The sequence below is a fragment of the Paraeggerthella sp. genome (assembly GCF_048427265.1).
GTDB lineage: Bacteria > Actinomycetota > Coriobacteriia > Coriobacteriales > Eggerthellaceae > Paraeggerthella > Paraeggerthella hominis.
In genome coordinates this window covers 33883-57054 of the sequence record NZ_DBFOSR010000057.1, presented here as the reverse complement: position 1 = coordinate 57054, position 23172 = coordinate 33883, and the positions used below count along the sequence as shown (strand labels likewise).

Annotated in this window: 17 protein-coding genes; 5 read left to right on the top strand and 12 right to left on the bottom strand. The window is 65.1% G+C overall.

What is annotated here, in order from left to right; all coding sequences use genetic code 11:
* Window positions 1-141: 141 nt before the first annotated feature.
* The 5 genes from ACMNI9_RS05765 to ACMNI9_RS05745 form a co-directional block, all read right to left on the bottom strand.
* On the bottom strand, window positions 142-1017 hold the full coding sequence (locus tag ACMNI9_RS05765) for an ABC transporter ATP-binding protein (protein ID WP_418831213.1): 876 nt from the start codon (window positions 1015-1017) through the stop codon (window positions 142-144).
* Entirely contained in the window at window positions 1014-2144 is a 1131-nt protein-coding gene (locus ACMNI9_RS05760; RefSeq protein ID WP_418831212.1) for a FecCD family ABC transporter permease, read from the bottom strand. Before ACMNI9_RS05760 ends, ACMNI9_RS05765 begins: the two co-directional genes overlap by 4 nt.
* Window positions 2141-2686: an FmdE family protein gene (locus ACMNI9_RS05755; RefSeq protein ID WP_216528865.1), complete on the bottom strand. Its 546-nt coding sequence runs from the start codon at window positions 2684-2686 to the stop codon at window positions 2141-2143. The genes ACMNI9_RS05760 and ACMNI9_RS05755 overlap by 4 nt, the downstream gene beginning before the upstream one ends.
* Window positions 2687-2795: 109 nt before the next feature.
* Entirely contained in the window at window positions 2796-3191 is a 396-nt protein-coding gene (locus ACMNI9_RS05750) for a metal-dependent transcriptional regulator (RefSeq protein WP_181792559.1), read from the bottom strand.
* A 303-nt stretch (window positions 3192-3494) separates the two neighbouring features.
* A complete protein-coding gene (locus ACMNI9_RS05745; protein WP_418831211.1) occupies window positions 3495-3917 on the bottom strand; it encodes a 6-pyruvoyl trahydropterin synthase family protein in 423 nt (140 codons plus the stop codon).
* Window positions 3918-4336: 419 nt separating this feature from the next.
* Between ACMNI9_RS05745 and ACMNI9_RS05740 the strand changes: the two genes are divergently transcribed.
* Genes ACMNI9_RS05740 through ACMNI9_RS05730 form a run of 3 tightly spaced genes read left to right on the top strand, consistent with a single transcriptional unit; the run spans window position 4337 to window position 7343 of the window.
* Entirely contained in the window at window positions 4337-5356 is a 1020-nt protein-coding gene (locus ACMNI9_RS05740; protein ID WP_418831209.1) for an alpha/beta hydrolase, read from the top strand.
* On the top strand, window positions 5329-6690 hold the full coding sequence (locus tag ACMNI9_RS05735; RefSeq protein ID WP_418831208.1) for a phthiocerol/phthiodiolone dimycocerosyl transferase family protein: 1362 nt from the start codon (window positions 5329-5331) through the stop codon (window positions 6688-6690). Before ACMNI9_RS05740 ends, ACMNI9_RS05735 begins: the two co-directional genes overlap by 28 nt.
* A complete protein-coding gene (locus tag ACMNI9_RS05730) occupies window positions 6687-7343 on the top strand; it encodes a DUF6320 domain-containing protein (RefSeq protein ID WP_114566824.1) in 657 nt (218 codons plus the stop codon). Before ACMNI9_RS05735 ends, ACMNI9_RS05730 begins: the two co-directional genes overlap by 4 nt.
* 90 nt (window positions 7344-7433) lie before the next feature.
* Here ACMNI9_RS05730 and ACMNI9_RS05725 read toward each other — a convergent pair whose 3' ends face one another.
* Window positions 7434-8222, bottom strand: a complete 789-nt coding sequence (locus ACMNI9_RS05725; RefSeq protein WP_225748823.1) for a rhomboid family intramembrane serine protease — start codon at window positions 8220-8222, stop codon at window positions 7434-7436.
* Window positions 8223-8600: 378 nt separating this feature from the next.
* Between ACMNI9_RS05725 and ACMNI9_RS05720 the strand changes: the two genes are divergently transcribed.
* Together ACMNI9_RS05720 and ACMNI9_RS05715 are read left to right on the top strand one after the other, a co-directional pair.
* Window positions 8601-9410, top strand: coding sequence for an ABC transporter ATP-binding protein (locus ACMNI9_RS05720; RefSeq protein WP_418831207.1), 810 nt, complete (start codon window positions 8601-8603; stop codon window positions 9408-9410).
* A 7-nt stretch (window positions 9411-9417) separates the two neighbouring features.
* The gene (locus ACMNI9_RS05715; protein ID WP_418831206.1) at window positions 9418-11853 is read left to right on the top strand and encodes an FtsX-like permease family protein; all 2436 of its coding nucleotides are present in this window, start codon (window positions 9418-9420) and stop codon (window positions 11851-11853) included.
* A gap of 86 nt (window positions 11854-11939) precedes the next feature.
* Here ACMNI9_RS05715 and ACMNI9_RS05710 read toward each other — a convergent pair whose 3' ends face one another.
* The 6 genes from ACMNI9_RS05710 to ACMNI9_RS05685 all read right to left on the bottom strand — a co-directional run bounded on the left by ACMNI9_RS05710 (window position 11940) and on the right by ACMNI9_RS05685 (window position 23093).
* The gene (locus tag ACMNI9_RS05710; RefSeq protein WP_418831205.1) at window positions 11940-15902 is read right to left on the bottom strand and encodes an acyl-CoA dehydratase activase; all 3963 of its coding nucleotides are present in this window, start codon (window positions 15900-15902) and stop codon (window positions 11940-11942) included.
* 9 nt (window positions 15903-15911) lie between these two features.
* Window positions 15912-16121, bottom strand: coding sequence for a nitrate ABC transporter ATPase (locus tag ACMNI9_RS05705; RefSeq protein ID WP_114566820.1), 210 nt, complete (start codon window positions 16119-16121; stop codon window positions 15912-15914).
* Entirely contained in the window at window positions 16118-16717 is a 600-nt protein-coding gene (locus ACMNI9_RS05700) for an ATP-binding cassette domain-containing protein (protein ID WP_216528868.1), read from the bottom strand. The genes ACMNI9_RS05705 and ACMNI9_RS05700 overlap by 4 nt, the downstream gene beginning before the upstream one ends.
* Complete coding sequence (locus tag ACMNI9_RS05695) at window positions 16705-17952, bottom strand: ABC transporter permease subunit (protein WP_418831203.1); 1248 nt, start codon at window positions 17950-17952, stop codon at window positions 16705-16707. Before ACMNI9_RS05695 ends, ACMNI9_RS05700 begins: the two co-directional genes overlap by 13 nt.
* 3 nt (window positions 17953-17955) lie before the next feature.
* Window positions 17956-19068: a Tat pathway signal sequence gene (locus ACMNI9_RS05690; protein WP_418831202.1), complete on the bottom strand. Its 1113-nt coding sequence runs from the start codon at window positions 19066-19068 to the stop codon at window positions 17956-17958.
* A gap of 95 nt (window positions 19069-19163) precedes the next feature.
* Window positions 19164-23093, bottom strand: a complete 3930-nt coding sequence (locus ACMNI9_RS05685) for an MBG domain-containing protein (RefSeq protein ID WP_418831201.1) — start codon at window positions 23091-23093, stop codon at window positions 19164-19166.
* Between the last annotated feature and the right edge of the window lie 79 nt (window positions 23094-23172).

The window sequence follows — 23172 nt, the reverse complement described above, 5'->3', positions numbered from 1 at the left end:
CCTCGCTCGTTCGCGGTCGGCTCCGGTATTTGTCGATCCAAAAACACGTTTTCGGCCCCTAAAACGTGTTTTTGGATCGACAATGAAAGCGGGCGCGCCTTGCGACCGCGAACGATAGCGAGCACCCGTTGCGCCGCGCCGTCAGCCAAGCGGCACGGCTACCGGAACGTCGCCCACCGCGTCCACCTTGAAGCCCACGTCATACGTGGCCGACAGAGCCTCGTCGGTCACCGCCTCGCGGTCGCCGTACGCCACCACGCAGCCATCGCGCACCAGTAAAAAACGATCGCAGAATCGCAATGCCAGGTTGATGTCGTGGATCACCAGCACCGAAGCGATGGACTCCGAAGCGGTCACGTCGCGCACGATGCCCAAAACCTCCAGCTGGTTCTTCGGATCGAGCGCGCTCGTAGGCTCGTCGAGCAGCAAAACCTTCGGCTCCTGCGCAAGCGCACGGGCGATGAACACCTTCTGACGCTCGCCTCCGGACAGTTCGTCAAGATAGCGCGCGGCGAATCGCTCAAGTCCCAGACGCTCGATCATAGCGGACACCACCCGGCGATCGCGATCGGACAACGACCACGAAACATGCGGCTTTCGCCCCAACAGCACCTGGTCGTACACGCTCAAGTGAGGGATACGCTGCTGCTGCGCAACCAAGGCAATGCGGCGGGCGACGTCGCGGCGGCCGAGCGACGCGACGTCGCGACCATCGACCTTCACCGACCCCTCGCTCGGGCGAACGATGCCCGCCAAAACGTTGAGCAGCGTAGACTTCCCTGCTCCGTTGTTTCCCAGGATGGCCAGCATCGACCCCGCGGTCGCCTGCACGTCGATGCCGCGAAACACCGGCTTTTCGGCAGCGGGGTACGCATACGCCACCGCCTCGGCGGACAGCACGGGGCGCTCGGGGATCCGCAGATCAGCCGCAGGAGCGTCGAACACCTCCTGGAGCAGCGCCCGCGCCTCCTCGACGCTCACGGCAGGATCGCCCTTCCCCAACTGCTCGCACCTCATCGTTTGCACCCCTTGTACAGCAGGTACAGAAACAGCGGCGCGCCCAGAAACGACGTGATGGCGCCAATGGGGAGCACCACGGGCGATATGACCATGCGCGCCGCAAGGTCGCTGGCCAGCATGATGATCGATCCCAGGACAAGCGATGCCGGCAGCAAGAAGCGGTAGTCGTTGCCCACAAGGCGGCGAGCGATATGAGGGGCAATGAGCCCGATGAAGTTGACAAGCCCCACGAACGACACCATCGCCGCCGCCATGACCGTAGACGCCACAACGCCCAGCACGCGGCAACGCACCACGTTCACGCCCAAGCCGCCCGCAACCTGGCCGCCGTTTTGCAACGCGTTGTAGTTCCAGCGATTCGCGAAAAAGTACAGCGCGCACGCAGCACCCACCAGGGCCATGAAGCCGATTTGAGACCACGTTGCGCGGCCCAGGTCGCCGAACTGCCAAAAGATCACTTTCGTCAGGGCAAGGTCGTCCGAAAAATACTGGATGATGGTCGACGCGCCCGCCCACAAAGCCGAAAGCGCAACGCCCACCAGCACGATGCTCTCCGGGCTGGAAGACCCCAGCCGCGAGAACAGCAGCACCACCGCGCTCGACGCCAAGGCGCCAGCGAACGCGAACAAGGCAACGGCGCCCATGCCGATCCCCGTGGAAGCGCCCGCCACAACAGGAGCCACCACAAGAAGGGCCAACGTGGCGCCGAAGGCAGCTCCCTGGGAAATCCCCACGGTCGATGCGGATGCGAGCGGATTCTCCAGAACGCTTTGCAGCACGGCTCCCGCCAGCGCCAGGCCGGCGCCGGAAACGATAGCGCACAGCACGCGCGGCAGACGAATGGATCGCACGGTCATGACGTCCTGCGCAGACCCGACCCCCAACAGCGCCTGCGCGCTGGCAAGCGGGTTCATGTCGGAAGCGCCGCTTGCGAGCGCGCACAGAGAAACCGCGACGCACACGGCAACAAGCACGGCGACAACCAGCCAGTTCCGTCGCTCGATGCGCGCCTGAGCATGCGCCGCCCTTCCCGAACCGCGCGCCGAGGCCGCCGAAGCCGAAGCTGCCGAAGGCGAAGCCGAAACGCCCGCATCGCCTTCGGCAGCCATCAGGGACCGAATCACCAGATTCCCTCCCGCGCGTACGCGTCGTAGCAATCGCGGCACACCAAAGCGCCCTGCTGCACGCGCAAGCCGTACTCGGCCGTCGATTCGCCGCACACCGCGCACTCCTGCGACGCGAACAGCCGCGCAGGTTCCGGAAGACCGTACGAGGGCAGCCCCACGTCGAACAGCTGGTCGTACGGCGTGCTCAGGATGTACGATTGAAATTCGTCGCGGCTTCTCTCGCCGGATCGGGCCGTGAACACAAGGCGCACGGCGCGGTCGGTGCCGCGCACGAAGAACGAGAACGCCATCTTGCCGCGCAATCGGGGAATCAGGTTCGACTTGCCGTACGTGCAGCCCAGAACAACCTGCACGGCATCCACGCCGCACGCATCGTTCTCGGTCACGCACACGATCTCCTCGTCAACGGCGGGAAGCCTCGCCGCATCGAGTCCCAGCTCCGCAATGGCCCCTTCGCACGCTTTGAATCCTATAGCGAGCCCCGGGCACGTGTGCCCATGAAACGACGCCGCCCGCGTCCACCACGTTTCGTCCAGCATGGCATATTCCTTCCGTACGATGTGCAACCGTTTCGTCGCGCATCGTAACACGGAATTCAATTTCGTAACACTCTCAATCTGCGGACGGTAGAGAAGCGGACCCGTGCTGCTACGAATGCGGCCTTTCGGAGCACTTCAGGCCAATGCTGTCAGCGTAGGCGACCCAACGCTCGAAGGACTCGTCGCTAATGGCATGCTCCATCTTGCAGGCTTCCTCGTCTGCGACGTCCTCATCGATGCCGATGACCTTTGTCAAGAACGCCAGAAGAAGCTTATGGCGGTCGAGCACGGAGGTGCCGTACGCCATCCCCTTCTCGGTCAGGGTGATGCCGCCGTAAGGCTGCTGGTCGACATAGCCTTCACGTTTGAGCACGATCACCGCCTTGCTCACCGACGCTTTGGAAACCGATAGCGCGTCGGCTAGGTCAACCGAGCGCACGACGGCCCGCTCGGGACCGCTCAGCTCGACGATAGCCTCCAGGTAGTCTTCGCCGGACATGGACATTCGCTCCACGACCCGCCTCCTTCCCCTCCCCCTATGCCCGAATCCAGTCGAAACAAGAAAAGCGGAGGGAAGAAGGGGGGATCTTCCCTCCGCTTGCATGATGCGGCAGTCGGCCAGACGAGAGGAGCCTCTGCCGCCGGGTCAGCGGATTCACAATCGATAAGGCAGCTCCTCGTTCGATGTGAGTTATCTTAGGTGAACTTATACGTGCCGACAAGGGGAGTTAACCTAGGTATACAATTTCTTCACATCTGGATTCGGGGGCTCTTCGGGAAGGTTCGCGCGTTGCCGTTCGCGGTCGCATCAGCGCGCGCGGTACACGGCGCAGTTGTTCGGAGTCTCGTACATGTCCACCTGCGAAACGGGCAGGCCCTGCTCAGTCAAGCGTTCGCAAACGTAGCGCGCCAGGTTCTCGGCCGTAGTGCGAAACGGCAGCACAGTCAAGCTGAAGCCCTCTGCGGCGAGCGCGGCCAACGTGGCCTCGCCAAGCGAGCCCTCCTCCACGAGGAAGGTGTGGTCGAGCTCTTCCGCCAGATCGCGCACCGCGCGTTTGAACACGCCGAAGTCCAGCACCATGTCGCGCATGGTCCCTTCGGTTTGGAGCTCGTCGGTTTCCAGGTAGACCACCGTGCGCCACCGATGGCCGTGCAGGTTCTCGCACTTGCCATAGTAATCGGTCAGGAAATGGGCGGAATCGAAACTCGCCTCCGTTTTGAGTCCGTACATAGCACGCTCCTCGTCTCATGCAGCCGTCGCCCTTCGATCGGGCGCGGCGAATCATCGTTTTTCGCCATCATAGCAAAGCGCGCGGCGAATCGGCCCCCGCGGCGCGCAAGTACGTCATCGCCGCTCGAAACGTACAGGTTTCGAGCGGTCCGCGCAACCGCCCCCTCGCCCGCCGTCGCCCGCGCCCGCACCCGGCCGCCCGTGCGGATTCGGCCGGGCAAGCGCGGGCGAAGGCGAAGGCTGGCGGGTGCATTCCGGGCGACGATGCGCCGCAGCGATGTGTCGGCTTCGCTCCGAAAGGCCCCGCGCGCGAAGCTTGTGCTACGATGCTCAGACGAACCGACGCGGCGCGCCGCCGCGCCGCCCGATCCGCGCCAACCGCGCCGGGCGGCACCGTCTCCGCGAAAGGACGACGAACCATGCCCATGAACAAGGCCATCCTGGCAGCCTATCGAGCCGCCACGCGGATCAGGCCCGACATCAAAGAGTTCTACAAGGCGCAGCGCGCCGCCGAGGACCTCAGCGCCAAGCTGGCCATACCCAATCCCCGCTGCCGCGTCGACGACGCCTTCGCCGTCATGCCGGACGGCTACCGCGTGCCCCTGCGCATCTTCACGCCGCTCGACATCGACTTCTCGCTTGCTTCGGGCTTCAAGGTGTCCGAAGACTGGCGCGGCACCATCCTGTTCTTCCACGGAGGCGGCTGGGTCAACGGCGACGTGGACTTCTACGCCGACGCTTGCTCCACCATGGCGCTCAAACTCGAGCGGCGCGTGGTGTCGGTGGACTACCGGCGCGCGCCCGAGCACCGATTCCCACAGGCCCCCGAGGACTGCTACGAAGTGACGCGCCAGCTGTTCGCGGGAAAGCTGCTGCCCGACGTCGATCCCCGTCGCATCGTGCTGCTCGGCGACAGCGCAGGGGGAAATCTAGCCGCCGTCGTATCGCTCATGGCGCGCGACCGCGGCGCGTTTCGCCCGCCTACGCAGGTGCTGCTCTACCCCGTCACCTACGACGATCACGACCCGCGAACCTCATGGTTCGACTCGGTGCGCGAAAACGGCGAGGACTACCTGCTCACCTGGCGCGACATACGCGGGTACATGGAGCTGTACCGTTCGTCGCCGACCGATTACGCCAACCCCTACTTCGCGCCGCTGCTCGATCCCGACCTTTCGGACCAGCCGCGCACCCTGATGGTCACAGCCGAGTACTGCCCGCTGCGCGACGAGGGCGAGGCGTACGCGGCGCGCTTGGAGCTGGAGGGCGGCAGCGTGCAGTGCTACCGCGTGCTCGACGCCGTGCACGGGTACCTGCTGTATCCCTCGGTGGTCGGCGCGGTCAGAGACACCTACCGGATCATCGGGCACTTCCTTGACGGCACCGACCTGAAGCGAGAGGACAAACCGGCGTGGCTCGGAATACTTGGTACCGACTAGACAACGTAGGCAAGTTCTACTCATCCCAAGCCGGCAGCTCCGCGCAAACGGTGTTCCGCTACGCAGCCGAGCTGGTCGACGACGTCGACCCGCAGGCGCTGCAGCGCGCGCTCGACAAGACGGTCGACACGTTCCCCGGGTTCAACGTGTGCCTACGCAGCGGCATGTTCTGGCACTACCTGGAGCAAGCGCCGAAGCCGCCCGAAATCAGCCGCGAGAACCTTCCGATTTGCTTCGGCCTGCACGTCGACGCGAAAAGCGTCCTGTTCCGCGTCAGCTATTATCGAAACCGCATCAACTTGGAGGTTTCCCACATCGTCTCCGACGGGCGCGGCTCCTTGAGCTTCTTCAAGATGCTGCTGCACGTCTACATTCAAAAGCGCTACGGCGTGGAGGGGGTGCCGTTCGAATACGACGGATCTGACCACCAAAAGCACGAGGACAGCTTCGACAAGTACTTTGAGCGGGACAAGGCCGCGGGCACGCGCGCGCCGAAGATCTACCGGCTGTCCGGCTGGCGCGACAAGGCCGACCCCACGTTCATGGAATACCACCTGCCCATGCAGCGCGTGCTCGACCTGGCGCGCTCGCACGGAGTGAGCCTGACGTCGCTTGCGATCGCAGCGGTGATGTGCGCCATTCGTGCGGAGATGCCGCGTCGCGACCGCCATCGCGCCATTCGCATCGACGTGCCCGTGGACCTTCGGAGAATCTTCGAATCGGCCACCACCAAGAACTTCTTCGGCTTGGCTTTCGTGTCCTACACGCCCGGCGATCAGGACGAACCCGTGGAAGTCGTAGCCGCCCGCGTGCAGGACCAGCTGAAGGTGGCGACCGAGGCAGAAAACCTCAAACCGCGGATGAACCGCATGATCGCGCTCGAAAAGCACCCGGCCCTGCGCTTCGCCCCGCTGTTCGTGAAGGACATCGCGCTCGAACTGGCAGACCGCATGGTTGAGCGCGAAACCACGACGACCGTATCAAGCCTGGGAGCTATCGGCGTCGACGAGCGCCTGGCCCCGTTCATCCGCAACGTCAACGTGCTGACCTCCACCGTCGGGCTCAACTTCATGGTGTGCTCGTTCGGAGACGATCTGAGCATCGGCATATCCACCACGTACTCGAACCCCGACGTGATCAAGAACTTCTGCCGGTACTTCTCGGACCAGGGCATCGAAGGGTACGTCAACATCAACAAAACAAGCGAAGAAGTAGCCGAGGACCGCCTGGAAACCAAACTGGAGACTTCGGTCAAACGATGGGGCGGCCAGGTTCCCGCACATGAAGAAGGCGCCGACGACGGCGCACCCGAAGGAGAAAGGGAACGACCGTGAGACGTTGCGAGAAGTGCCGCGTCGAATTCACCGGCGACCTCGATCGCTGTCCCTTGTGCCAAGCCGAGCTTGCCGGAACGGCAACGCCGTCGGCGTTTCCGCGAAACGAAGTGCGCAAGTCGGGAGCCATGGCCCTTGGCGTCTTGGCCTTCGTGAGCGGAGCGTGCCTTTTGGTGATGGCCTTTCTGGGACGAATGCTGTCGCTTCCGGGCGACATCGTGGTTTCGGTGTGCGTGGCGTTGGTGGTGAACTACCTGTTCGTACGCAACATCCTTGCGCATTCGCCGGACTTTTTGCGCGTGGTGGTGCGCTACTTCCTCATTTTGCTGGGCATTGCAGCAGCATGGTTTCTGGTCACGGGAAACACGCTGGTCACCACGTTCGTCATACCGGGAATATGCCTGGTGGCGCTGGTGTTCGACACGGTGCTCGTGGCCGTGTTCAAAGACACGTTCGTGGCCGGGTACGCGAAGTACCTGCTCTTCGACGTGGTGCTGGGGCTGGTTCCCCTTGCGCTCATCGCGCTGGGGCTTACCACCTGGGAGATCCCCGCGCTTTCGAGCGCACTCGCAGCAAGCGTGTTCTTGCTGGGACTGCTCGTGTTCATGCGAAAGCAGCTGATGGACGAGGTTCGCAAGCTGTTCCTGGCATAGCGCGGCGGCAAGCCGCGCCTCCGGGCGTCGGCGAACGTCGGCGCATGCCGGCGAACGTCGGGCAAACCCTCCCGAAAGCCAGTGCGCGCCCTACAGGGAAAGCAGCCCCTGCGATGCCAGCAGCCAAACCAGCGAAGCCACCCACAGAACCCCCACGGCCACCCGCGCGACGGTGGGCACGCGCAGGCTTTTCGCCGGCACCATGAACATGGCCACCAGGCCGCCCAGCGCGCCGCCCAAGTGTCCGCTCACGGAGATTCCCGGCACCAAGAACGTGTACGCGACGTTCACCGCGATGATGCCCAGCATGCCCTTGCTGTACTGCGCGAACATCGAGCGATTCCCCTTGTGCAGCAAACCCAGCAGGGCTACGGCCACGAACAGGCCGAACACGCTGGTAGAAGCGCCGGCGCTCACCGTCGAGCCACCGCCTAGGAACACGTCGGCGGCGTAGGACACCGCGTTGCCCGTGATGCCGCCGATGAAGTACAGCGCCAGGAAGTTCCCCTTGCCCAGCACGCGTTCGAGCACTTCGCCCACGCTGTAGAGCGCAACCATGTTGAACCCCAGGTGCATGAGGTCCATGTGCAAGAACATCGGCGTCACGAACCGGTACAGGTCGGCCGCCGACTGCATCCACGGCGCGTACATGGCGCCCATCTGCACGAGCACCGACGTCGACACGTTCACGCGGAACCCCGAAAGCACCGCCTCCACCGCGAACACGATCACGTTGAGGGCGATCAGGATAAGCGTGACCATGCGAAACCGGTTTCGCTCGAAAAAGGACGGCTCGCTTTGATTGAGCATCCGCTTCAACTGCTCGTCGTCGATCACGGTTTTGGTCGGGTTCGGCACGTTGTTCTGGTTTTCCGGCACTGGTTGCTCCTCGCATGCGGCAATTCGATCATGGTTCAGGGGAAATCCTACCACGTCGCTTGCGCGACAACGCAGCCTTCGCGTTTCCGTTGAGGCAAAAACACGGTTTCACCGCTGCGCGCCGCACGCGGTCCCCGCCCGACCCGCGCCGCCTCCCCGGCACGCGACGAAGCCCGCTCGATCCTCACCGCCTTCCGAGCGCGCAGCCCGCAACCCGCCCGACCCGCGCAGCCCTCCACCGCGCCGCAGAGCCCTCCTCGGCCGAGCAAGGCGCTGCGCGCGCCCGTATTCCCCCTTGTCGTTGTGTTTCCCTCTCTGTTGTGGTAAATGTTAGCCTTAGTAAACTTATAAGCCGCTCACGCGGGGAAACGAGAACCCATGTCCAACCAAGCAGCCTTCTTCCCCCCGAAGAAGCACGACCCCCACGAAAACCGCAAGGCGCAAGACGCCGACTTCGACGAACGCCGCGAACGCCCGGCGATCGACCCCGCCTTCCTGTCGGTCGACGGCCTTTGCAAGCACTACGGAGAAGGCGAAGCGCGCGCCACCGTGCTCTCGAACATTGCCACGACCATCGAACAGGGCGCCGTATGCGCGCTGCTCGGGCCTTCGGGCTCGGGAAAGTCCACGTTCCTCAACCTGGTAGGCGGGCTGGAGCCGGCCGACTCGGGCTCCATCCGCGTGGGAGGCGTTGAGCTGACCGGCCTTTCCGACAAGGAGCTTGGCGAGTACCGCCGACGCGAGCTGGGATTCGTGTTCCAGTTCTACAATCTGATCCCCGACCTGACCGTGCGCGAGAACATCGAGGTGTGCCGCCATCTCAGCGCAAACCCGCTTCCCCTTGACGACCTGCTGCATTCGCTGGGGCTATGGGACCATCGCGGAAAGTTCCCGCGCCAGATATCGGGCGGGCAGCAGCAGCGTTGCGCGATCGGGCGCGCGCTCGTGAAAAACCCTCGCCTGCTGCTGTGCGACGAGCCGACGGGCGCGTTGGACTATCAAACCTCGAAAGAGATACTTGAGTTGATGGAACGGGTCAACCGCGACTACGGCTGCACCATCGTCATCGTCACGCACAACGACGCCATCAGGCACATGGCCCATCGCGTCCTGCGGCTGCGCGACGGGGTCCTGGCCGAAGACGCGCGCAACCAGCAGGTGCTCGCTGCGCGCGATCTGGAATGGTAGGCGCGCCATGGCAACCCCTCTTGTCCGCCGCCTTCCGCGCGAACTCAGGCACAACTTCGGCAGGTACCTGGGCATCTTCCTGCTCATGACCATCTCCATCACGCTCGTGTCCGGCTTCCTTGCAGCAGCCAGCAGCATCGAGCGCATCACCGACGGCATGCGCGACGCCTACGCCGTCGAGGACGGGCGCTTCACGACAAGCCGGAAAGCGCCCGCCGAAGCGCTTGCGGCCGTCGAGGACCTGGGCGCGTCCGTGCACGAGAACTTCAACTACGACCTGCCGCTCGAGCGCGACGACGCACCGGGCGCCACGGTGCGCGTGCACCTCAACCGCAACGGCTTCAACGAGGCCGCCTACGCGCAGGGCGAAGCCCCGCAGGGAGCCGACGAGATCGCGCTCGATCGGACCTTCGCGGAGCATGCCCGCATCGAAACGGGCGATACGGTGCGCGTGGGCGGGCGGGATCTGACCGTGTCGGGCATCATGACGCTTCCCGACTACGCGGCTCTTTTCGAAAAGAACTCCGATTTCGTCATGAACACGCTCACGTTCGGCACCGCCGTTGTGGACCGAGCCGCGTTCGCGTCCTTCGAAGGCGCGAGCGTTTCCCACGTCTACTCCTTCCTGTTCGACGACCGCGCCTTGCCCCTGCCCGAGCGCATCGACGCCGAGCAGGACATCGCCGATGCGCTGGCCAGCCACGGAGCCCTGCTGACCGATCTGGTGGACGCCGCGTCGAACCAAGGGATCACCTACGCCGCCGAAGACGTGGCGGGCGATCAGGTCACCTGGGAGACCATGCTGTTTCTGCTCATCGTCATCATGGCGTTCGTGTTCGTGGTGCTGACCTCGGCCGCCATCGACGAAGAGAGCGCCGTCATCGGCACGCTTCTGGCTTCGGGATACCGCAAACGCGAGCTGATCGCGCATTACCTGGCGCTGCCTTGCTTGGTAGGCCTGGCGGCGGCCGTGGCGGGCAACGTACTGGGATACACCGTCATGGTCGACCCTATGAAAGGCCTGTACTACAACAGCTACAGCCTGCCGCCCTACGTTGCCGCCTGGAGCTGGCGCGCCTTCGGATTGACCACCGTCATCCCGTTTTTCCTGCTCATGGCAATCACGTCCGTCGGGCTGGCGCGCAAGATGCGCTGCACGCCGCTCATGTTCCTACGGCGCGAAACGGCGAAGGCCGGCATGCGCGCAACCCTGAAGCTTCCCGAGCGCCTTGGCTTTTCGGCGCGGTTCAGGCTGCGCGTGTTCCTGCGCAACCTTTCGCACTTCGCCACGCTGTTCGTGGGGATCGCGTTCGCCAGCATGCTGCTGTTGTTCGGGCTGTGCATGATGCCCACCATCGAGCACTACGCCGATTCCCTGCGCAACGATCTGGTGGCCGAGCACCAGTACCTGCTCAAGGCGCCGCTCGAAATCGACGCGACCGACGACGAGCGCGAGGCGTTCGCAGCCGCGACCGCGCTGGCCGCAACCGAGCAGTCCCAACTTGAAGCCATGGACCCGATCGAGCTTGCCGCGCTTGCGCAAAAAGCCTCGACGGTGCAGGAAGGAGCCCACCCCGTCAACGTGAAGCCGAACAACCGCAGCGTCATCGAGCAGGCCGAGAAGTTCGCCGCAGGGCGCCTGGAAACCGCCCGCTTGGCACAGGGGAACGAAGAGGTCGTCGTGTACGGCATCGCGGAAGGATCCCGCTACTGGAACGACGTCGACGTCGGCGAGGGAAAGGTGGCCGTAGGACGCGGATTGGCGCAGAAATGCGGGCTGAAACCCGGAGAGCCGCAAACGTTCTCGAACAAGTTCGACGGCGCAGCCTACGAGCTGACCCCCAGCTCGCTTTGGGGCAGCTCCTCGTGCATGGCGGTGTTCTTGAGCATCGAGGACTTCAACGAGCTGTTCGGCAACGATGCCGGCTATTTCAACGGATACATGTCGAACGAAAGCCTCAACCTGGACGAACGCTATCTGGCAAGCGATCTTGCCCCTGCCGACATGGACAAGATCAGCGCCCAGATGCAAGACTCGATGGGCCATGTGATGGACATGATGACGGCGGCGGCCACGCTTGTCTACCTGGTGCTCATGTACCTGCTCACGAAAACGGTGCTGGATCGAAGCGCGCGCAGCATTTCGTACATGAAGGTGTTCGGCTACCGAAACCGCGAGATCAACAAGCTGTACCTGCATTCCATCACAACCGTGGTGATCGCCTCGCTCCTTGCATCCCTGCCCTTGGTTGTCCTGGGTATATCGACGCTGATCAGAGCTGCCCTCGCGGGATACGGGGGCAACATGGAGGCGTACGCGCCCGCCGACCGCCTGGCGCTTATCGCGGCAATCGGCGTTGCCACGTACGCCGTCGTGGCGTTTCTGCACACCAGGCGCATCAAGCGCGTCCCGCTTGCCCTGGCGCTCAAAGCGCAGGAGTAAGCCCCGACCGGCGGCGGGGCCTGGATCCCGCCGCCGGTCGCAGGACTGCGGTCAGCCCGGGAAGCCGCGCGTTTCGCAGCCGCTCCTCACACGTAGTAGAGAAACGACCGCAAGCGCTCGTCGATGCCCTGGTCGAGCGCGCCGTCGAACGACACGTGCAGCACGGGAGCCGCAAGGTCGTCGGCATCGTCGAGCAGCTTGAGCACGATGCCGGTGTTCTCGTACATCGACGACACCGCTATCACGCCGTCCGCCGCACGCGCCGCCAAGCGCGCCTTAGCCGCTCGGTACCTTCCGTTCGCGCCTCGATAGCCCCCCAGCGCCTCGTCAGCCGCAATCCGCAGGTCGTCCAAGCTGGCGCAAAACGGCGAGGCGCAGCCCAACGAACGGTGCACTTCGGCCATCTGCGCGGCGAAGGCCGCCAGCAGCTCGTCGGGCTGACGCGCATCGCGCCACAGAAACCACAGGTACTCGGACAGCGGCATGCGCACCAGGCGATACCCCGCGCGTTCAAGGCCCTCCCAGCGTCCGCCCGTCAGCTGGTCGGCGTACACCAAGGGCCACTCGCCCACCAGCGCAAGCGTTTTGCGGGCGCGGCGCGAACCCCCTTCGGCCGCATCCCCCGCTCGACGGGCCGCGGCGCATACGCGCTCGAACGTCACGCCATCGCGCAGGAACCCGTCCAGCACCTCTTGACGATCGTCCTGGTCGGCCGCGTAGGCTACGTCGCCGGCCAAAAGATGCAGGAAGAAGCCCTCGGGATCGGGCATCGACCAAGGCAGCTGATCGAGGATCGGCGCAACCAGCTTCGCGTCGGCCGCCCCTTCCTCGTCCAAGACGGCGCGGATCACGCGGTCGTACTGCCCGTCGGCCTCGGCGCCTTCCGTCGAAGGCAGCAGCAGCTGCAAGCCGCTCGCACCGGCACGTTCCGCCGAGGCTTTCGCAGCCGCCCGCAACGACATTCCCAGCAGCGCCGTGAACGACAGGTACTCCTTCGAAGCGCTGCGCGCACGTCCGGCGGCCACAGCCGCGTCGTCGGGTTCCAGCAATTCCACGCGCAGGCCGCGCCCCTCCAGCCATCCGCCCACCAAGGGCCCCCACGCCCCGAACGACGGCAGCGCCACAACCCGCCGCGCATCGAGCGTCGCGTGCGGCGCCTCGTACGGACGGCCCGCCAGGGGCAGCGCGCGCTCGTCGCGCGGCTCGTAGTGGTCGATCGCGTTCAAAAACGCCTCGATGCGCGTCACGACCCCCACCTGCGAAGAATGCTCGTCGGTCTCGATATGCAGGTAGGGCTTGTCGCCCATCTCCTCGCGAAACAGGTGGCTCACCATGGTGTCCGGGCCGCACCCGTGATTGGTCAGGTACACCGCGAACAGGCGCGGATCGCGACGCACCAGCTTCGCGCCCGACACGATATGCTGCCCGAACGGCCAGTACAGCCCCGGATGATCCTGCGACACGTCCACGTCATGCGCATGCAGGTGGCTTACCGTGATCACCTTCCGGCCACGGTCCAGGAGCGCATCGGGAATGCCCATGTTGAGCGCCGGATCGACAATGCCGTAGTTGCGGGTGATCAGCACGAGCACGCGCTCGTCGGGGCCGAGCGAACCCAGCAGCTGCTCTCCCAGCTCTTCGGTCTTACGCGTGAACTCCTGCACCGCGAAACCGCCCGCCAGCATGGCGCGGGCGGTTTCACGCGGCTCCTTTCCCAGCTGCGCGCCCACGCCCAGCAGCGCTTCGGCAACGGCCTGCTGCCCGAAATCCATGTCCAGTACCGGGCTCAAAAGGCGAATGCCGCGGCCCTCGAAGTCAAGCTCCTTGGCCGCCAGCATCGGCGCCGACTGCATGTAGGGGCACGCGTAGTTGTGCGCGACCTTGGAAGAGACGTGGCGAATCGTGCGCACCGCCGGCATGAACACGTAGTCCACGCCGCGCCGCGCCAACTGCTCCAGATGACCGTGGACGAGCTTCACGGGATAGCATGTCTCACCTTGAGCCGTCTGCTGGGAGAGGCGCACCGTTTCCTCGTCGGTCGCATCGGACAGCAGCACGTTGTAGCCCAACTGCTTGAAGAACGCGTTTGCCAGGGGAAACAGCTTGTGCAGCATAAGGCAGCGCGGAATGCCCACCGTTTGCTTGGACGGATCGATGCGGGCGTCGTACCCCTCCAAGAACAACTCGTCGACCTTGCGAAAGAACCGACGATTCTCCTCGACGGACGCGCGGTCGACGGCCCTCGAAGCCTGCGACGCGCGCGTCAGGTCGAACCCGCGAAACGCCGTGGCCTCCGCCCCGGCCTCCTGCGCGAGCAAGGCCGCGCCCACCGCGCCCGACACGGCGAACCACGGCGACACCGAAAGGGCGTCGCCCAGGTGCGCCTTGAACGCGGCCACGATGCCGGGGTTGTAGGCCACGCCGCCCTGCAGCACCACATGGGCGCCCACCGGCTTGGTTCCCACTACGCGATGCAGGTAGTTGCGCACCACCGACAAGCACAGGCCCGCCGCCACATCGGCCGTCGACGCACCTTTCGCCAAAGCCGCGTTGATGGCTGTTTCCACGAACACCGTACAGCGTTCCCCCAGGTCAATAGGTGCCTTCGAGGACAGCGCCAGCGGCCCGTAGTCGGCAAGCTCGATGCCCAGGCGCGCAGCCTGCTCCTCGACGAACGACCCGGTGCCCGCCGCGCATATCTTGTTCATTTGGAAATCGGCCACCCGCCCGTCCTTCAAGCTGACGTACTTGGAGTCCTGGCCCCCTATCTCGAACACGGTGTCGACCCGCGCGTCGGTAGCCACGGCGGCGCGCGCTTGCGCAGTGATCTCGTCGCGTACGGCATCGGCGCCAACCATCTTCCCGATCATGCTGCGCCCCGAACCCGTCACGCCCACGGCCGTCACGCGAACGGCGGAGCCCAGGCGCTTCGCAAGCGAGCCCAAGCCCTCGCGCACCGCCCGTCGCGCGTCGCCGCGCGTGCGCAGGTATTGCGCGTCCAGCAACGCGCCCCGTGCGTCCAGCAGCACCAGGTTCGTCGACGTGGACCCCACGTCGATTCCCAGCGCGCAGTCCACCGGCTCGCCCGTCGAAGCCGACCAGGGCCGCGGGCGCAGCCGAAACCCGGGCCTCGCCTCGACCGGCACGGACGGCAGCGCGCGCAGCCGGGGCAGGTCGTCGACGACCGTATGCTCAGCCAACCGCACGGCAAGGTCGCCTATCGCAAGGGGGCGGCAGCCGTCTTTGCCGGAAAGCGTGCGCCCGCCTTGCGCCCGGGCCTCGCGCGCCGCGCCCGCCGCTTGGAAAAACAGGTGGTCGGGCGCGTGCAAAAGCTCGCCTTCTCCAAGCTCGAACACCTCGCGCACCGCCCGCACCACCCCGCGGTTCGCCAGAACGCCGCCGGAAAGCGCCACCGGGCGCGCCACGGGCAGCCCGCGCACGATGGTGGCCTTGTAGCTTTTCACCATGGCGAAGCACAGACCCAGCAGAATGTCCTGAACCGACGCGCCCTCCTGCTGGTGATGGATGATGTCGGTTTTTGCGAACACCGCGCAGCGCCCGGAGATGCGCGGCACCGAAACCGCGCCCTCCACCAGATCCGAGTACTCCTCCAGGGCAAGCCCCAATCGCTCCATCTGGTCCTCGAAAAACGACCCCGTGCCCGCCGCGCAGCTTTCGTTCATGGCGAACTGAGGCACCTGCCCCGACCCGACGCCCGTAACGAACAGCGCCGACTGCCCGCCTATCTCGATGACCGAGCGCGCCTCGGGCGCCAGAAGCTGCGCGCCTTGGCACACCGCCGGCACTTCTTCCAGCATAAGGCAAGCGGGATCGACGCCCCGCAGCGCCGCCGCCCCCGATCCGGCGGCGGCCCAGCCCGCGCACTCGCCCTCCGGCAGCTTGGACGCCAAAACGGCCAGCATATCGCGCAGGCACGCGAGCGCGGCCCCGCGATGCAGGCGGCTTTCGCGCCACGCAAGCTCCTCGGCGTCCGTAAGCGCCACGAGTTTCACCGACGATGCGCCGATGTCGATGCCAACGGTGTACATGCCCGCCCCCTATTCCCCCTTCGCGCGCACGCGATACCGCTCGTACTCGGCCAGAAACGCGCGCTCGTCCAGCTGGCGCACCTGCACCACGTCGGCGAACGTCACCAGGTCGGCTATAGGGTTGTCCAGCGAAAACGGAAACCCCTTCGACACCAGGAACTCCCCGAACAAAGGCTCGTCCAGCACCGTCTGCTTCATGGTCTTCGTCGCGTCTATCATCGCGCAGCCCCCTTCGTTATATCGGCTAACATGATTTTTCGGGCGCCCAGAAGCGCCACGTCCTCGTCGCTGTGCGTTGACGCCAAAAGCGTGCGTCCGCGTCGCTCGGCCAGCAAGAACTCGATGACCGCGCGCTTGGTTTGCCCATCGAGCCCGGTGAACGGCTCGTCCAGCACGATCGCGCTGCCGGGATAGGCAACCGCCCTTGCCAGCGAAACGCGTCGGCGCATGCCGCCCGAAAGCTGCATCACCGGGCGCTTCAGGCAATCCGCGGGAAGGATCTTCTCCAGCATGCAGCGGATCTGGCGTCGGCTGGCCCGCGCGGGCAGCACCAACGCCACGTTCTCCACGGCCGTCAGCGTCTCGCACAGGCGATCCTCCTGAAACATCGCCGAAACCGCGCCGGAAGGCGCGCCCTCGATGCGCCCCGCGTCGGCGCGCTCAAGGCCCAGCAGCACGCGCAGCAAGGTGGTCTTGCCCGCGCCCGAAGGTCCCATCAGGCAGTACACGCCGCCTTCGGAAAGCGTGCACGTCACGCCCGCCAGCACGCGCGCGTCTCCGAACGACTTGTCCACGCGCTCCATCACGATGTCCATGCGGCATCGCCCTTTCCCGCGTCGCTCGCGCCGCCCTCGTCGCGCCGCCCTCGTCGGGCGCGCCTTTCGCGCTCGTCGTCGCGCACGCCCAAAAAGCCGCCCAGCGGACGTCCGGCGCGCTTCAGCAGCGCCATGAACGCCTTCTCGAACGCCAAGCTCAGCACCATGACCATCACCGTCCACGCGAACAGATCGGGCGTGTCCAGGTACGTGCGCGCCAGGCTCATCTCTTTGCCGATAGAGGGCTTGGGCACGGCCAGAACCTCGGCCATGATGCCGCTTTTCCAGCTCATTCCCAGCGATATGCGGGAACTTGCCACCAGAAACGGCATGAACGCAGGGCGGTACACGTACATGAACGTGCGCCATCTGGTCAGCTTGAACACCCGCGCCATCTCCAGCAGGTGCCGGTCCACGCTCTCGAACCCGGCAAGCGTGGACGTGTAGACCAGCGGCAGCACGATCAAGAACGCCAGGTACACGGTCAACGCCTGGTTGCCCACCCAGATAAGCAGCATGATGATGAACGAGATAACGGGAATGGTGCGCAGAAGCGACATCACGGGATCGATGAAGTCGCGCACGACGGCCACACGGTACGCCAATAAAGCCAACAGCAACCCTACGGAAAACGACAGGAGAAACCCCGCGGCGATACGCGCCGTGGAAGCGCCGCAGATCAGCCAGAAGTCGGGCTTCGCCACCTGCTCCGCCAACGCCTCCAGCACCCGAACAGGACCGGCCAGAACCAAGCGGTTGTCCACCGCCCGATCGAGCACTTCCCATACGACCAGCCAAAACAGCACGATCAGCGCCTTTTTCGCCCCTGCGATGCGCTTCGACGCGCCTCGGGCGGCAACGACGCGCTCCCGCCCGGCGCGTTCCTCCTCCAAAACAAGCTGCGCTTCCTCGTCGTCCATGAGGCTTTGCGCCTGCATGACGCGCACCACCTGCTGGCAAGAAACGCCCATGGAGGTCATCATCTGCATGATCTGATCTCTGCCGACGCCGCGGGACACGGCCGTTCTCATCATGAAGCCCATCTGGGAGTCGTCCATGCCGTTTTCCCTGACCATCTGCACAACCTGCGCAACCTTGTCCTCGGGCATACCCAGCTTCTGCGCTATCTGAGCCACCTGCATGCGCGGGGCCTCGCCCGTATCACGCGTTTCGCGCGCCCGCCCGATGCGCACGCCCAGCCGCCTCAGCAGCTCTTTCGCTCGCCGTTCGCCCATGGCCTACGCGCCCGCGCTGCCCGCATCGTCAAGCTGGCCCACGGGAGGCAGGTAGTAGAACCCGTCGTCCGGAACCTTGCCGCCAATCGAGTCGGGGTTCGAGCGGTACAGCTCCTCGAGAAAGCCCGAAAGCGCCGTGCGCATGTCGGTTCCCGTCAAGCTCACCATGCTGATCTGGGGCATAGCGTCCAGCGCCACGGCGTTGTTCAGAAACGTCCCCAGCTCCTCTTGCAGGGCGGCCGCGGCCGACATGTTCTCGAGCGACCACGCCACCGATTGTCCCGCCATCCGCAGGTACTCGATCACGGCTTGCTCGTGCTCTTCGAGAAACTTCCGGTTCACGATCGTGGTCGTGGTAACGGCCTGGCTCCCCGTGTCGGCAAACGCCGCATCCCATTCCTTGGTGATGTCGATAGGCGCGTACAGGGGGTCCACCATGAGCTTCGAAAGCGACACGAACGGCTGCGGAAGGATGGCCGCGCAGTTCGGTTCGTCCTGCAAAAGGTTCAGCACTTCGAACGGCGACGACTTGAACTCAAGGTTGAACGACCCCGCCTTGCCCATCTTGCCCAGCAACGCCTCGATCGTGTACTCGGGCGTGCCGCCTTCGCCGTAGCTGTACACCGTGCGACCCGCAAGGTCGTCCACGGCAGCCACCGACGGATCGGTGGTGATGCCGTAGAGCACGCCCAGGTTGTTGACGCTTATCACCTGGTAGTCGTTCTTCAGCTCCTTGTTGTTGTACAGGATGGGGCCGATGTTGGACGGCAGCGTGCACACATCGTAGCTGCCCTGGTTGAACGCGGCGGAGAGGCCCACGTAGTCCACGCCGCTCAGCTCGAACTGGAAGTCGTTGAACGTCTTGCCGGCTCGCGCCGCCACGATGAACTGCGAAAGGCCCATGGATGGCGGGCCCATGATCAAGCCGACGCGCGCAGTGCACGCATCGGGGCTGCCCATGAGCTCGCGGCTTTCGGGCTGCGCAACCAGGTCGACCGTGCCGAGCGCCGTATCGCCTTGATCGGGGCCGCTCGACGAGCAGCCCGCCAAACCCACGGCCGCCGTTGCTACGGCCGTGCTCGCAAACGCGCAGAACGCGCGCCTTGTCAGATTCATGCCTACCTCGTTTCCGGGTCGTTCCTTCAAATAAAGAGCTGCGAGCCCGTCCGCACGACGCGACTGGCGGACGGGCTCGCATTCAGTCGTGCACGCTAGAAGCGGGCCTTAGCCTTCGAAGGCACGCGCTTCCTGCGGTAGGCGAACGTGCCCGCCGCCGCTCCGGCCACGGCCAACGTGGCCAGCGCGCCCAAACCGATCGCAAGAGCCGGATCGCCGGTCGAAGCGCTGTCGGCTTCGGCTTGCGCCGGGTTCGACTTCGTCGCAACGCCCTTGGCCTTGGCGCGCGCAGCCTTGTCCTCGGCCGCAGCCAGAGCTTCGGCGGTGGCCTTTTCAGCATTGGCCGCCGCATCGCCCGACGCCGAGCCGTTCATCACGGCCAGGGCCGCAGCGGGAATCGAGCCGCCGCCCGAAGCGGGCACGCCGGAGAGGTTCATTTGGAACGTAGCCGGATACGTATGGTTGCGCTCGCCGCCGAAGATGGACCCGCCGATAGCCATGGCCATATCCCCGATGGTAACGTCCACCGTGCACGATCGCGAGACCACCGAAGCGGCGTCTTCCAGCACGCCCAGGTCGACCGTGATCGAAGACAGGCCGCCGCCGTTCGAGCTGGAGTCCACGATACGCAAGCCGTTGATGGCGTTCACCGTCATGATCCTCGACTGAATGACGATGGGAACCTGCACCGCAGCGCGCCCGGCAGCATCGACGGTCAGGACGGCGTTGCGCGCCACCGGGTTCATGGGCGGGAAATTCCCGCTGGTCAGATGCGGATTCAACGGAAGCCCCGTGTCTTGCCTGCTCAGCCAGATATTGGCGGACACCGTGTAGGTGCCGGCGGCCAGCGTGCCGCGCCGAACGTCCTCGCCGCTGGCAGCGTTGCCCGAGCCGCTGCTCGCGCTGCCGGAGCCGCCCGCGCTTGCGGATCCGCCGCCATTGCCGGAGGATTCCCCAGCAGAGCCCGCCCCACCGGAACCGCCTCCTGCAGAGCCTCCGTTGTCGCCCGGAACGGCCAGGTCGGTGCTGTCGGACAGCTTCACGGCGCTGGCGTAGTCCACGGCCAGCGACAGGCCCCACGTTTTATCCAGACGCAAGGGAGCTGCATACACGTGGCTCCCGGGAAACGTCAAGACGGGATCGTTGCCGTCCAGCTTGACAACGGCTTTGACGATGCGGCCCTGTGCGTTGGCACCGTACGGCTTGCCGTCGCGCTCGATCCCGAGCACCTGCGCGCCGCTCGCCGGCGTTCCGAAATCGATCAGGGTGAACGCCGGATTCGGCAGCTCCAGTTCGAGTAGCTTCGTACCGTCCTCCTTGACCACGAGCTTCGTGTTGTCGGACATCGGGTCGGTGGGAATCCCGAAGTTCGGGCTTCCCTCGGGCTCCATTGGATTCTTGGGATTGGTCATGTAGGCCGTCAGATGCAAAATGTCGTTTTCAGACGAGGGAACGAACAGGTTCGCCGTCACCGCGTACGTGCCGGGCGCAAGCGCCGGAGCCTGCGCTTCGGCAACCGTCAGCACGCCGCTGCGGTAGGAAAACGCGTAGTTCGCAGCCGCGCCGCCCACAGGCGTCAGGCTGTACGCTGCACCCGCTTCCAAAGACGCCGGGGCGGAAACCGTCGGGGCAGCGAAGCCCTTCGCCGAGGCCGCCGTCTCCCCGTTCACGAACCCGGACACGTCCACGGACAGTCGCGGAGCCTCGTTCGCAGCGACCGTTTCACTGCGGTACGCGGCAGTCAGCTGCGCTTTCCCGATGGTCCATGCAAGCGTCGCAGCGCCCTTCGACCCGTCCGCCCACGTATAGCCGTCCTCGAGCGTGACCAGCGCGGTATAGGAGCCGGCATCAACGGCCGAACCTGTCAGGGAAACGCGATAGCCTTCGCCCGGAGCGACGCCTGTTTGCTCCTGCCCGTTGTACACCAGGCCCTGGGCAGGGATCGGCTTCTCGATCTTCGCAGGAGCCTCGGCCACCGCCACGTAGTACGCCACGTTTTCCGAGTTCATCCAGTCCTTGTGCCCGTTCAGGAGGTACGCGCCGTTGAGCAGCCTGCCGTCCAGCCCGTCAAGGTTCGCAACGGCGTTGCCGTCAACGGGAAGGATGTCGAAGAACGCCGTGCCGCCGCCGATAGCCGCGTCGACCTTGGTCGCGCTGGTCAGCTTGTCCGCCGTTCCTTCCACCAGATAGATCGCCACGTTCTTGCCGCTTACCGGAAGCGTGCCGCTCAAGCCGCAGTTGCCGTTGCCGGCCGTCGACACGAACCCGGCCGCCAGGGGCACTCGGTTGCTTCCCGAAGAGGTCATGTCGACATGGAGTCCCATCGCGTACAGACCCTCGATGGCGGGATCGCTGAAGCCGGACGACTCTTTCACCAGCTCCAACGCCTGATCGACCGCGGCTCCGTCATGCGCGCGAGCGCCCACGGCGCCCACGAAGGGCAAGTACAACCTTTCGTACAAATTCGACAAGACTTCTTCTTTGTCCATATCCAACGCGTCGTTGTTCACGGCTTCGTTGTAGCCGTTGGTCACCCACGTTGCCGACGTGCCCGAAGCACCGTCGGCGTACGTGTACGACCGAAGCCACCGAACGTTCGCCTCTCCTGGAGCCGAAGTCACCACGAACGATCCCAGCCGCGCGCTGTCGAACGTCAGGGAGCCGTCCGCCTGCGCAGCCGGAAGAGCAGTCAGGGATGCGCCCTTGTGCAAGAACACCTCGGAACCGCTTTCGCCCGGCAGCGAAACGGAGAACTTCACCTTGTCGTCAACCGCAATATCCGCGCCGCCCGAAATCAGGCGCACGTCCAGCAAGCTGAAGTCGGGAGCCTTCTGATACTGCCGACCGAGCGCGGGCTTCACCGCCGAGCGGCGTCCTTCGTCTTCGACGAGCTGCGCCGAAAGCTCGGCGGATTGGATCGATTCGAACGCCGACGAACCCTCCTCCACGTTTACCGTCACCGACACGCGCGCCTCGTCGTCAACGAACGTCTTCGAGAAATCTCCCTCGACAACGCGCACGGCGTTGGCAAGATCAACCGTCAAGTCCAGGTCGATGTTGAACGACTTTCTCAACGTGGTGGCGTACTCCGTGCAGCCCTGGAGCGTGTACGTTCCGCTCCAGTCCTTCAACTCCACCGTAACCGTGGAAATGCGCGACGTGATGCCGGCGCTGGCCAGATCGTCGTTGTACTGGCTGTCGTCGCTTTTCAGCTCGATGGGAACCCGCGTGGCCTCCACCACGGAAGCACTGGGGGAAGACCCTGCGGCTTGCACCGTGAACACGGGGTTGATCAGCGTAAACGTGAGCGTTCTGGTTCCGTCGGCCGCCACGACCAACGTGCTGCCGTTCGTCACGGCCGCAGCAGGAACGCCCATCTGGCCGCCGATTCCTTCAGGGTTCGCGGGATTGGTCGCATACCCGCGAATGCCCATCGGCGTCATCATGGACACGTTGGCGGAAACCGTATAGGTTCCTGCGGCAAGCTCGGCGCTGCTCGCGCCCTGAGGGGCAACGTAGCCTTCGCCTTGCGCGCTGCCGAGCGCGGCCCGCGACGGTTCGGAGCCTTCGCCTTGCGGCCCCGCCTGCTCGCCGGAAGCACTGCCTTCGACGACGGCAAGGCCCGCACCCCCTTCCCGGGATTCGCCTTCCGCGTTTGTCGATGCCGGCTTTTCGACGGCGTCCGGTGCGCGCTCTTCAGAAGAAGACGTAGCATCCTTCGCAGATGCGTTCCCGTCCGGCGAGTCAACCCGGTCGAGCGACCTGCGCGCCGCATCGTCCGCTTCCCCGCTGCGCTCCGCAAGCGGCGCCGCAGCCGCGTCTTTGCCCTCGCCGCCAGGGGCGCCGCCTTCGGCAGCGTCGGCAGCCTCTGCGCCTTGCGCATGCGCCGGCGCGTCCGCCAGCCCGAGCGCAGATGCGTACGCAAAACCGGCCGGCGTCTGCGACAGAACCAACGCAGCGACCAAGAGCACGGCAAGAACGGCGCCCGCAAGCGAATCGCTTGCTCTGTTCACCTTGTTCTTCATGGTTTCATTCCTCGTTTCTGTTTCATGCAACGTGCGATCAACCGCGATGCAGGCCGTTCGCGCAGCGCCTCCAGCGCCA

Bases quoted from the DNA above. Each gene is read 5' to 3' on its own strand.
- ACMNI9_RS05695 (WP_418831203.1), bottom strand. From the start codon at position 17,952: ATGGGCGAACGGCGAGCGAAAGAGCTGCTGAGGCGGCTGGGCGTGCGC.
- ACMNI9_RS05705 (WP_114566820.1), bottom strand. From the start codon at position 16,121: ATGATAGACGCGACGAAGACCATGAAGCAGACGGTGCTGGACGAGCCT.
- ACMNI9_RS05720 (WP_418831207.1), top strand. From the start codon at position 8,601: ATGTCCAACCAAGCAGCCTTCTTCCCCCCGAAGAAGCACGACCCCCAC.
- ACMNI9_RS05750 (WP_181792559.1), bottom strand. From the start codon at position 3,191: ATGTCCATGTCCGGCGAAGACTACCTGGAGGCTATCGTCGAGCTGAGC.
- ACMNI9_RS05685 (WP_418831201.1), bottom strand. From the start codon at position 23,093: ATGAAGAACAAGGTGAACAGAGCAAGCGATTCGCTTGCGGGCGCCGTT.
- ACMNI9_RS05710 (WP_418831205.1), bottom strand. From the start codon at position 15,902: ATGTACACCGTTGGCATCGACATCGGCGCATCGTCGGTGAAACTCGTG.
- ACMNI9_RS05690 (WP_418831202.1), bottom strand. From the start codon at position 19,068: ATGAATCTGACAAGGCGCGCGTTCTGCGCGTTTGCGAGCACGGCCGTA.
- ACMNI9_RS05765 (WP_418831213.1), bottom strand. From the start codon at position 1,017: ATGAGGTGCGAGCAGTTGGGGAAGGGCGATCCTGCCGTGAGCGTCGAG.
- ACMNI9_RS05700 (WP_216528868.1), bottom strand. From the start codon at position 16,717: ATGGACATCGTGATGGAGCGCGTGGACAAGTCGTTCGGAGACGCGCGC.
- ACMNI9_RS05715 (WP_418831206.1), top strand. From the start codon at position 9,418: ATGGCAACCCCTCTTGTCCGCCGCCTTCCGCGCGAACTCAGGCACAAC.
- ACMNI9_RS05755 (WP_216528865.1), bottom strand. From the start codon at position 2,686: ATGCTGGACGAAACGTGGTGGACGCGGGCGGCGTCGTTTCATGGGCAC.
- ACMNI9_RS05740 (WP_418831209.1), top strand. From the start codon at position 4,337: ATGCCCATGAACAAGGCCATCCTGGCAGCCTATCGAGCCGCCACGCGG.
- ACMNI9_RS05745 (WP_418831211.1), bottom strand. From the start codon at position 3,917: ATGTACGGACTCAAAACGGAGGCGAGTTTCGATTCCGCCCATTTCCTG.